Annotated in this window: 1 protein-coding gene; it reads right to left on the bottom strand. The window is 65.3% G+C overall.

Annotation, left to right across the window (positions count from 1 at the left end):
- Window positions 1-64: 64 nt before the first annotated feature.
- On the bottom strand, window positions 65-859 hold a 795-nt coding region (locus tag JCM19049_RS15905; RefSeq protein WP_054822035.1), incomplete at its 5' end, for a MetQ/NlpA family ABC transporter substrate-binding protein.

Genomic DNA, 859 nt, shown 5'->3' with positions numbered 1-859 from the left:
GGGAGACGGGCCGTTGCCTTGCCGGTATGCGGGTGCTGGCGCCGGGCCGGGCCGCGGAACCGGCCTACTTGTTGGTGGCCGGCAGCACGCTGCCGTCGCTCCAGGTGTCCTCGATGTACTTGTGCACCTCATCGGAGTGCAGCAGCTCTTCGAGCTTGGCGATCGCCGCGGTTTCCTCACCCTCGCGCCAGGTCAGGAAGTTGGCGTTCGGGTTGTTCTCGGCCGATTCCTGGTACAGGATCTCCTCCGGGTTCAGCTTGGCCTGGACAATGTAGTTGCCGTTGACCAGGGCAAGGTCCGCCGACTTGCCGTCCTTGTAGAACTGCGGGACCTGCTCGGAGTTGACCTCCTCGAACGTCAGGCCCTTGGGGTTCTTCTCGGCATCGCCCTCAACGGTCAACGCCGAATCCCCGTCGGCCAGGTTCTTCAGCAGACCCGCCGACTCCAGCACGCGCAGGCCGCGCAGCTGGTTCACCGGGTCGTTGTTCAGCACCACGCGCGCCCCGTCGGTGACGTCCTCGGGCTTGTCGAACTTCTGCGAGAACGCGGTCAGCGGTTCGACGTGCACGCCCTCGCCATGCTCGAACTTGTAGCCCTTCGCCTTGACCTGGTCGGCCAGGTAGGCCTCGGTCTGGAAGTAGTTGGCGTCAATGGTGCCGTCTTCCAGGGCGATGTTCGGGGTCTGGTAGTCATCGATTTCCGTGATGTCCAGGTCGATGCCGGCATCCTTGGCCAGGTTGGCATCGATGTACTCCAGGATCTGGGCGTGCGGCACAGCACTGGCGCCGACCTTCACAACGGTCGGGTTCGCCGGGTCCAGGCTCGCGTCGGCGGCCGGTTCCGGGGAGCTTCCGCCGCC

This window comes from Arthrobacter sp. JCM 19049, assembly GCF_001310435.1.
The sequence above is the reverse complement of the archived record's forward strand: the minus strand, read 5'-3'. Positions and strand labels throughout refer to the sequence as shown.